8 protein-coding genes are annotated in these 7301 nt (G+C 46.3%); 6 read left to right on the top strand and 2 right to left on the bottom strand.

Going from position 1 to position 7301, the window contains the following annotated elements:
* Positions 1-18: 18 nt before the first annotated feature.
* Positions 19-261, top strand: a complete 243-nt coding sequence (locus J7529_RS19970; protein ID WP_271935981.1) for a hypothetical protein — start codon at positions 19-21, stop codon at positions 259-261.
* A 144-nt stretch (positions 262-405) separates the two neighbouring features.
* Here the strand turns inward: J7529_RS19970 and prfB are convergent.
* A protein-coding gene (gene prfB / locus J7529_RS19975; protein WP_413038939.1) for a peptide chain release factor 2 occupies positions 406-1522 on the bottom strand; the annotation gives its coding sequence in 2 pieces (ribosomal slippage) (positions 406-1449 and positions 1451-1522; 1116 coding nt in all).
* A 177-nt stretch (positions 1523-1699) separates the two neighbouring features.
* On the opposite strand from prfB, the gene J7529_RS19980 reads away from it, so the two are divergent.
* The gene (locus tag J7529_RS19980) at positions 1700-2323 is read left to right on the top strand and encodes a Uma2 family endonuclease (protein ID WP_318730425.1); all 624 of its coding nucleotides are present in this window, start codon (positions 1700-1702) and stop codon (positions 2321-2323) included.
* Positions 2324-2361: 38 nt separating this feature from the next.
* Complete coding sequence (locus J7529_RS19985) at positions 2362-2976, top strand: Uma2 family endonuclease (protein WP_318730426.1); 615 nt, start codon at positions 2362-2364, stop codon at positions 2974-2976.
* Positions 2977-3046: 70 nt separating this feature from the next.
* On the opposite strand, the gene J7529_RS19990 is transcribed toward J7529_RS19985, so the two are convergent.
* A complete protein-coding gene (locus J7529_RS19990; protein ID WP_318730427.1) occupies positions 3047-3949 on the bottom strand; it encodes an alpha/beta hydrolase in 903 nt (300 codons plus the stop codon).
* 209 nt (positions 3950-4158) lie between these two features.
* Here J7529_RS19990 and J7529_RS19995 point away from each other — a divergent pair, with 209 nt between their 5' ends.
* The 3 genes from J7529_RS19995 (at position 4159) to J7529_RS20005 (ending at position 6896) form a co-directional block, all read left to right on the top strand.
* The gene (locus J7529_RS19995) at positions 4159-4482 is read left to right on the top strand and encodes a thioredoxin family protein (protein ID WP_318730428.1); all 324 of its coding nucleotides are present in this window, start codon (positions 4159-4161) and stop codon (positions 4480-4482) included.
* Positions 4483-4508: 26 nt separating this feature from the next.
* Complete coding sequence (locus tag J7529_RS20000; protein WP_413038941.1) at positions 4509-5681, top strand: LL-diaminopimelate aminotransferase; 1173 nt, start codon at positions 4509-4511, stop codon at positions 5679-5681.
* Positions 5682-6014: 333 nt separating this feature from the next.
* A complete protein-coding gene (locus tag J7529_RS20005) occupies positions 6015-6896 on the top strand; it encodes an NF038130 family PEP-CTERM protein (protein ID WP_318730430.1) in 882 nt (293 codons plus the stop codon).
* The last annotated feature ends 405 nt before the right edge of the window (positions 6897-7301 follow it).

The following is a 7301-nucleotide window of genomic DNA, read 5'->3' on the forward strand; positions in this document are numbered from 1 at the left end:
CCAACCGGGAATAAAATTATGCTTACTCTAGAAATGGCAATCCAAAAAATCCGAGATTTCCCCCCGGAACAACAACATCAAGTGATTGAATTTATTGAAAGATTAGAATTGAGATCGCATAAAAGACCCTTAGACTTAAATAATAACAAAGGGGCACAAAAATCGTTTGCAGAAGCAGCACAGGAATTTATCGGCTGTCTAGATAGTGAGATTGAAGACCTTTCTCATAATCCAGAATACTTAGAAGGATTTGGAGGATAATGACCTCGATAATCATTCTAGATACTAGAGTTTTAATTGCTTTTCTAGCGATTTTCAAATCTATCGTAAACATCGCAACGAATATATTCCCGTAATTATGCCCAATCAAGATTAAAGGGTCTCCCGATCGCCGATTAAGGCAGTTTAAGTCACTTCGATGAGTTGATTTTCTTGGCGCAAATAGGCTTCGACAAAGCTCATAATTTCACCGTTCATCACATCCATAATAGCAGTTGTTTCTACATTGGTACGCAGATCTTTGACCATTTGATAGGGATGGAAAACATAGTTCCGGATCTGATTTCCCCAGGCCGCTTCGACGATATCGCCGCGAATATCGGCAATTTCTTGGGCCCGTTGTTCTTGGGCAATCACCAGTAATTTGGATTTTAAGAGAGCGAGGGCTTTTTCTTTGTTTTGAAGTTGCGATCGCTCTTCAGTACAGCGCACCGATAACCGAGTAGGGAGGTGAGTAATGCGAACAGCGGTTTCTACCTTGTTAACATTTTGACCCCCTTTACCACCCGCACGAGAAGTCGTGATTTCCAGGTCTTTTTCTGGGATCTCTAGCTGTACCTCTTCATTTAAAATCGGCATGACTTCGACTCCAGCAAAGCTAGTTTGTCGTTTACCATTGGCATTAAAGGGGGAGATTCTCACTAACCGATGGGTTCCTTTTTCCGCTTTCAGGTAACCGTAAGCATACCGGCCATTGATTTCTAGGGTGGCTGATTTAATACCGGCTTCGTCTCCTTCGGAAATTTCAGTCAGTTCAACTTTATAGCCTTGAGCATTGCCCCAGCGCTTATACATGCGCAGCAGCATGTCTGCCCAGTCCTGAGCATCAGTTCCCCCTGCTCCTGCATTGATAGTTAGAACAGCTCCACTTTTATCGTAGGTTCCCGATAGCAATTGTTGCAGTTCCCATTGATCGAGATCCTGGCTTAAATGGGAAACATGAGATTGGGCCTCTTGGAGAAGTGATTCATCGGCTTCTAACTCTAACAACTCCAAGATGGCCCTCGCTTCTTCTAATGTGCCTTGCCAATTGGAAAACTGTTGAAGAGAGGATTTGAGGTCGTTTAGCTCTTGGAGCGTTCGTCCAGCCTGGGTTTGGTCATCCCAGAAATCGGGTTGAGAGGCGAGTTGTTCCAGGTCTTGGATTTTAGCATTGAGGATGGGTAGCTCAAAGATAGTCCTGGGTTTTACCCAGGCGATCGCACAACAAGTCTACTTCGCGTTTGAGCGTTAGCGTATCCATAGGTTTCGATTGAGTCTCGCTTTTTTCCGTATCTATTTATATATCATACTCTGGCGATAGGGAAACCTATGATTTAACGGTTCGGTTGCACAACCCTGGGAGAAAATCGGAGAGCGCGATCGCCTAAAATCGAAGAGGAAGCCCAACCCATACCCATGTTTAATTTTTAATTGAGATATGGTACAACCCCCCCCCAAACCCGAAACCGAAATCCTGTTACTGGAGTTACCCAGAACCCTGAAACTCTCCGTCACTCAAGAACAGTTTGAACTTCTAGCAGCGAGTAACCGAGAATTACAACTAGAAAGAACGGCAACAGGAGAATTAATTGTGAATCCACCTACAGGTTGGGAAAGTGGAAAACGAAATAGTAGGATCACCGGACAATTGGATCGTTGGGACGAAGAAAATGAAAACTTGGGACAGGTTTTTGATTCTTCGACTGCCTTCATCTTACCGAATGGTGCAAATCGCGCCCCAGATGCCTCTTGGGTAAGTCAAGAGCGTTGGGATGCGCTGATGGATTCACAAAAAGGAACGTTTGCTAATATTTGCCCCGATTTTGTGGTTGAATTACGGTCTGCTTCGGATACTCTCAAGTCACTACAAGAGAAAATGCAGGAGTATATGGATAATGGAGCCAAGCTGGGTTGGTTGATCGATCCTAAAAATCGAACCGTGGAAGTTTATCGAGTGGGTTTAGAAGTCGAAGTTTTGTCCAATCCTACTGAGCTATCTGGTGAGGAAATCTTACCCGGTTTTGTGTTGAATTTGCGTCGAGTTTGGGGTGATATCGGTTAGAATCTGACTAGCCAATCTCTACGATCGCAGAGGTTAACATGGTACAAACACCCCCCAAACCTGAAACCGAAACTCTGTCACTGGAGTTACCCAGAACCCTGAAGCTCTATGTCACTCAAGAACAGTTTGAAGCTCTAGCTGCGAGCAATCGAGACTTACAACTGGAGAGAACTGCACAAGGAGAGTTAATTGTGAATCCACCTACAGGTTGGGAAAGCGGAAAACGGAATAGCAGAATTTCTGGCGAGTTGTATATATGGTGGGAGAATACAGGTGAACCCGGAGAGATGTTTGATTCTTCGACTGCTTTCATCTTACCCAATGGTGCCAATCGCGCCCCGGATGCGTCTTGGATAAGTCAAGAGCGTTGGGATGCGCTCACGGAGGAACAAAAGGGAACCTTTGCCAATATTTGTCCCGATTTTGTGGTGGCATTGCGTTCTGCTTCGGATACTCTGAAGTCGCTGCAAGAGAAAATGCACGAGTATATGGACAATGGAGCCAAGTTAGGTTGGTTAATTAACCCTAAAAATCGAACCGTGGAAGTTTATCGAGTGGGTTTAGAAGTAGAAATTTCATCCCATCCCACTGAGCTATCTGGTGAGGAAGTCTTACCCGGTTTTGTGTTGAATTTGCGCCAGGTTTGGGGTTAGATTTGATATGCATGGGTTAGTGCGATCGCTTCGGTAGTTCAGTGCAAAGTTTGCGGCTTAATCTTAATCATCATCTCAAGCGTAAGGAAGGTTGATTGCAGTGTTCTAATATCAGTTCGGCCGTTTTTTGGGGTTGTTCTAAGTGGGGAGTATGCCCAGACTGCTCGATCCAAATCAGTTTAGCGTGGGGGATGGCTGTCTGGAATTTGGCCGCGTCAGCAGTACCGAGGATGCGATCGCACTCTCCCCATAAAACCAGTGTGGGATGAGTAACTTTCCCAACTTTATCAGCCATATTATTGTAGCCGCCACTGAGGGTAAAACTAACCATGGCTTCTGTCCAATAAGGCATCTTTAAATGCAGCGCTCCACAGAGCCGAGCATCGACAGAAGCCCATTTTCGGTCATAATAGGCTTGGACTGCGACAGACTGCCTCACCCAAGATTGACGTAAAAATTTAGCTGCCCCATAGACGAGGGGTTTTAACCATTGTGCGGTAATAGCCTGACCGTTAGCAAATCCGGCACTATCAATTAACACTAACTGTTCTACAGCTTCTGGATAGGTGAGGCTAAAATCAATGGCGGTTCCGCCTCCCATGGAAACGCCGACTAAAATAACGGGTTTTTGAATCAGAGTTTGCCAAACTGAATGTAAATGAACCTTAATTGCTTCTGGATTCACGGGTAAATTGGGCCGTCTTTCGGTAAACCCAAACCCGAATAAATCGATCGCCCAAGTCTCCTGATGTTCCGCTAGCAGGGGTAATAACCGCCGAAACTCTAACACCGAACTATCAAACCCAGGTAATAACACAATCGGAGTACCGCCGTTGCCTTGATGTACATAGGACGTGGCAATAGGTTCGGGACTTAAGGGAGTTGCGATCGCCTCCTCTTGGAGCGCTTGGATCGTACGGATAGAAGTCTCTTCTGTAAACGTGTTCAGCTCAGAGGCAACAATAGAATTCATGGGAATTGGAGCACTTGGCGCTCTAGCAATAGGCAATGGGTAATAGGCAATAGCTTACAATAGCTAGGCTTCAGAATTTAAGTCTGTCGTAATCGCCTTGGCAATCGCTAGAGCTTAAAATTAGTTCATGAAAGGGAAAGTCCCGGATCGGGGTATAATAACTCAAGCTAACCTAAAATGGATCGTTTCCAGAACTGGGCTGATTGCTTATGAGTACCCCGATTACGATTACCGACGCTCAATTTGAATTTGAAGTCCTCAAAGCTTCTGAACCTGTCCTGGTATACTTTTGGGCGGATTGGTGCGGTCCTTGTCGCTTGGTATCCCCTTCGATTAATCAAATGGCCAGCGAATATGGCGATCGCCTCAAAGTCGTAAAAATGGAAGTAGACCCCAATCCTAAAGCGGTAGATAAGTATAAAGTAGAGGGCGTTCCGGGACTGCGCCTGTTCAAGTCTGGAGAGCTTATCGCTTCTGATGAAGGGGCACTCACCAAACAAAAATTAGTGGACATGATCCAGCCCCACCTGTAACCCATCCCCCCATTCCCTACCTCATGATTCGTTTTGCCGATCGCCTCAAATCATTTGAACATAATGTCTTTGCCGATATGGATCGTGGCAAAGGGAAAGCCAGAGCTGCGGGTTTAGAAGTCATTGATTTATCCTTGGGATCGTCCGATCAACCGGCTGCCCCCCAGGTGATCGAGGCGATCGCCCAAACTCTCCCCGATACCCGCACCCACGGCTATCAACTGTTCAATAGTACCCTGCCATTCCGCCAAGCCTGTGGGAAGTGGTACACCGATAAATACAACATTCCCGTCGATCCAGAAACGGAAGTCCTGGCTTTAATTGGTTCTCAAGAAGGCACGGCTCATCTTCCTCTAGCCATCCTTAACCCTGGAGATATCGCTATTTTGCTCGATCCAGGCTATCCGTCTCACTATGGTGGGGTTTGCTTTGCCGGGGGAGACATCTACACTCTGCCGTTACGAGAAGAGAATGGATTTTTACCCGACTTTAGCGATATTCCCCCCTCTGTTTTAGACAAAGCGCGGATGATGGTTCTCAACTATCCTCATAATCCAACCTCTGCCACTGCGCCCTTATCCTTCTTCAAAGACGCGGTAGACCTATGTTTGCGCCACAATATCGCTCTCGTCCACGATGCACCCTATGCCGAATTTGTCTTTGATGGCAAACCTGCATCTCCTTCCGTCCTCCAAGCCGACCCCGATAAAGCTATCTCCATCGAATTGTTCTCCTTCTCCAAAACCTATAGTATGGGTGGATTTCGGGTGGGTTATGCGATCGGCAATCCCCAATTGATAGCTGGATTGCGCCAAGTCAAAGCAGTGGTAGACTTTAATCAGTACCAAGGCATCTTTAATGGGGCGATCGCCGCCCTCCAAGGCTCCCAAACCCATATCCAGACCACGATTAACCGCTTTCAACAGCGTCGCGATGCCTTTATTCGTGCCATGGACGACATAGGTTGGCCGATTTCTCCCTCCGCTGCCACCATGTTTGTCTGGGCCAAATTACCGAAGAAATGGGAAAAACACTCAGTCAAGTTTTGCACCCAACTCGTGGAAACTACAGGGGTAGCGGCCTCCCCTGGAGCTGGTTTTGGCCCTTCTGGAGAGGGCTTTGTCCGTTTTGCCCTCGTCCATGACCCCCACATTCTCCAACAGGCTGCCACTCGGATCAGCCAGTTTTTGCAATCGTAGAAATACGGAAAATGGCATCTTAATTTCCTGGAAAACTTTATAGAAACTTGTTGTAATCTTCATCCTAACTTCACCACAGGTCAAGGGTTTGAGGCTATGATAGGAGCAAGTTGCAAGGCAATAACTTCCCCAAACTGAGCCACCCAAAGCGAGGAAGAAAATAGAGTTTCTCCAAAGAAGAACAATCACGTTGCTCTAGTGAACTCGGTCACATAGCTTCCCCAAATATCAACTTAGGATGGGACTCAGTTGAGAGGATAGCAAGTTCCCAACAACTTATTGAAAATTACAAGTCAACCCAACACACTTACAGAATTCTAGGAGCTTGAGATTATGTTTAACACTATGAAAAAAATTGCTATGGGTGCTTCCGTTGTCGCCGGTGTTAGCGTCCTCGGCGCTCCCGCATTTGCCGGTACTTTAACTGGAGTTAGCACCAGTGGAGATGTTCGCGTATTTGAAGAAATTGGTGGCGGACAAGTTCAACTTTCTGGTAGCAACGGCAGCGCAGCCATTATGGACGCTCTGGGAAATACAGGTAACGTTGAGCTAGATGACAACATCGACTATGGCTGGGCAAATGAAACCCCCTCAACCTTAACCGCTAACTTCACCGACGGCAGCATCACCTTTGGTTCCGTCGGTCAAGCTGACTGGTTAGGTGGCTTGGGAACTGCCTGGACTAACGGAATTTATAGCGCTTATACAGCTCAGTTCAATGCATTAAACATTGGCATTAACTCTGGTGCTGCTCTTTTAGGGCATATTCAAAACAACCCTCTCTTGTCCACCAAAAATGTTTTCCAACGTTTGAGCGACCCCAACATTCAATCTGTTACGAGCAACAATGGCGAATACTCCTTTGAATTAGCCGGTCATAACACCTTCGCTAGCGGTTTACAACTTAATGTAGCCGACCCACTCTACCCTGTATTATCCCAAATGATGGCTAGTGAAGTCGTTAAATACAGCTTGGACGGAGGTACAAAATGGAATTACGCTTACAGCTTTGGTACTCCCGGTTCCGCAGGTGCATTCGATCAAGGTTCCTATCAATCTGGTGTAGTTGATGCGGGTGATGGATTCTCCTTCACCCGCAACTTCAAGTTCACCGTAGGTGAACCTGCTGCTAAAGTTCCCGAACCGTCCACTCTCCTAGGTTTAGCTGCCATTGGCGGTCTGGTTGCTGCGTCCAAGCGCCGCAAGAATGCCTAGGTCAAGTCCTGTTGAAACTGGTATGCATCAAGTCAGGTAGTCTAATTTCCTCCGAATTAAACTATATGAAGAACTTGGGGAGCCATTAGGCTCCTTTTTTTAGTTTTCTAGGGAATCTGAAGTCTGTTTAAGCATTATCATTGCGATCAAAGGGAAGCGATCGCCCACTGCCCCCTATTCCTAGCATTGAGTCTCCTGGTCATATCAAGTTCGATGAATAAGTTATACCATTTCTCTATGAAGTTGCGCTTAATAAGGCATCGACCAAGTAGTCCCATCCAGTAATCGAGGCGATCGTTAACTTTTCACTCACCACCAAATGAAGCTTACAGCGCTTCGCGCTGTTATGAGGCACAGTAACAACAATGAGCAAACCCTATTCTTAAATGTTGAGGATTAATTAAG

The organism is Roseofilum sp. Guam, assembly GCF_017746735.1.
In the GTDB taxonomy this organism is placed as follows: domain Bacteria; phylum Cyanobacteriota; class Cyanobacteriia; order Cyanobacteriales; family Desertifilaceae; genus Roseofilum; species Roseofilum reptotaenium.

Bases quoted from the DNA above. Each gene is read 5' to 3' on its own strand.
- J7529_RS19970 (WP_271935981.1), top strand. From the start codon at position 19: ATGCTTACTCTAGAAATGGCAATCCAAAAAATCCGAGATTTCCCCCCG.
- J7529_RS20005 (WP_318730430.1), top strand. From the start codon at position 6,015: ATGTTTAACACTATGAAAAAAATTGCTATGGGTGCTTCCGTTGTCGCC.
- J7529_RS19995 (WP_318730428.1), top strand. From the start codon at position 4,159: ATGAGTACCCCGATTACGATTACCGACGCTCAATTTGAATTTGAAGTC.
- J7529_RS19980 (WP_318730425.1), top strand. From the start codon at position 1,700: ATGGTACAACCCCCCCCCAAACCCGAAACCGAAATCCTGTTACTGGAG.
- J7529_RS19990 (WP_318730427.1), bottom strand. From the start codon at position 3,949: ATGAATTCTATTGTTGCCTCTGAGCTGAACACGTTTACAGAAGAGACT.
- J7529_RS19985 (WP_318730426.1), top strand. From the start codon at position 2,362: ATGGTACAAACACCCCCCAAACCTGAAACCGAAACTCTGTCACTGGAG.